Origin of the sequence: Martelella sp. HB161492 (genome assembly GCF_013184775.1) — a bacterium.
Taxonomy (GTDB): Bacteria; Pseudomonadota; Alphaproteobacteria; order Rhizobiales; family Rhizobiaceae; genus Martelella.
Window position 1 is genome coordinate 1 of the sequence record NZ_JAATVV010000038.1, and the last position, 1,325, is coordinate 1,325.

Sequence of the window (1,325 nt, forward strand, 5' to 3'; positions counted from 1 at the left end):
CACGCCGGAATCCCTGCCCCACTGATCGCCCGAGCGCCGTTTCTGGCCCTCATAGGAGGATTTGAGCGGATTGGTTCTGGCGAGCATCGAAATTGCCGAAGAGATCAGATTGAGCGTGATCGAGCCTTCATCGCCCGCCGCTGGCGTTACGATCGGCTCGCCATCGACAAGGCCGAGAAAGGCGACCTCGGCCGCGCCCACCGCCTGCCCCGTTCTGGGCTCAAGCAGCATCTGGTGGATCTCGACAGCAGCAAGCCGGGCATCATAGCCACGCACCAGCTGCTGCACCTCCGGCGCGATCTGCGACAGCGTCACGTCGACGGTCTGCACCGTCATGTCGGAAACACGCGGGATCTCCGGCAGCGACAGATTGACGTCACCGTAATAGGCCCGCTGAACCGTCGCCCCCGTCTCGCCATCGATCACCGGAAGCACAACGTCTTCGCCGCCGGTCCAGAAGCCGACAGGCGTTGCATTGCCCGTTTCACGGTCGCGGGCCTTCACCCAGACAAGCGAACGCACAACAAGGCCGCCGTCGCGGGCATTGGTGAGCGCCGCGAGGAATGTCGCTGATATGTTTTTCATGTCAGACGTTTCGCTTCTGGACGATCGAAAAGGACAGGTCGGAAACAATGTTCCCGCTTGTGGTCCCGGCACTGAATGAGCCGGGCACCAGAATGCAGGGACAGGCAGGCCTGACCAGCGTGACCGCGTCACCCGCCGCAACATAGGCTGGCAGCACCGGGAACACGTCGAACAGCCCTGTCGTTCCCGCAGCCCCGGCAGCAACATCTTCAGCCACTTCGACAAAGGCGGTCTTGCCCGTTGCAGCCGAGGTGATCTCAAGCTTGTCGCCGACGGAAAGCCTGTAGGAGCCGGTTGCGGCAAGCGAGACACCAATCCGCGCCGCATCGTCTTCCGGCCATTCCGCAAGCGCAAAGGCGCTGTCGGTATAGCCCGCGCTGCCCGGCAGCCCAGCAAGGCCGATCTGTCCGTCATTGACCGCACTGATCGTCACCGAGGCATCACCAAGCAGCGCCCCGGTGGGATCGACTGACGGACCGCAGAGATAGGGATCACGAAACATGAAGATCTTGTCCGGCCCGGAAACGCCGCGCACCCGCGCCGAAAGGGTTTCCGCCTCGGAAAGGCGCAATGGCATCGCGCTGACTTTGGCAGTCCAGAGCGGCGGCGCAAGTGCTGCTGTCCAGTAAGCACCGTCGCCTGATCCGGACAGTTCGTCATTGCGCTGAATATCCCAGCGAAAAGGCATTAGCGACAAATGGTCGAAGAATTCAGAAAGACGCTTCATGCCACTTACCGCC

At 62.1% G+C, this 1,325-nt stretch carries 2 protein-coding genes; both read right to left on the reverse strand.

Annotated features, from left to right (window positions below; all coding sequences use genetic code 11):
- Positions 1-585 (reverse strand): hypothetical protein (locus HCK86_RS23835; protein ID WP_176086987.1); only part of this gene is annotated, 585 nt, incomplete at its 3' end.
- Position 586: 1 nt separating this feature from the next.
- A partial coding sequence (locus HCK86_RS23840) for a hypothetical protein (protein WP_210260029.1) occupies positions 587-1,325 on the reverse strand: 739 nt, incomplete at its 5' end.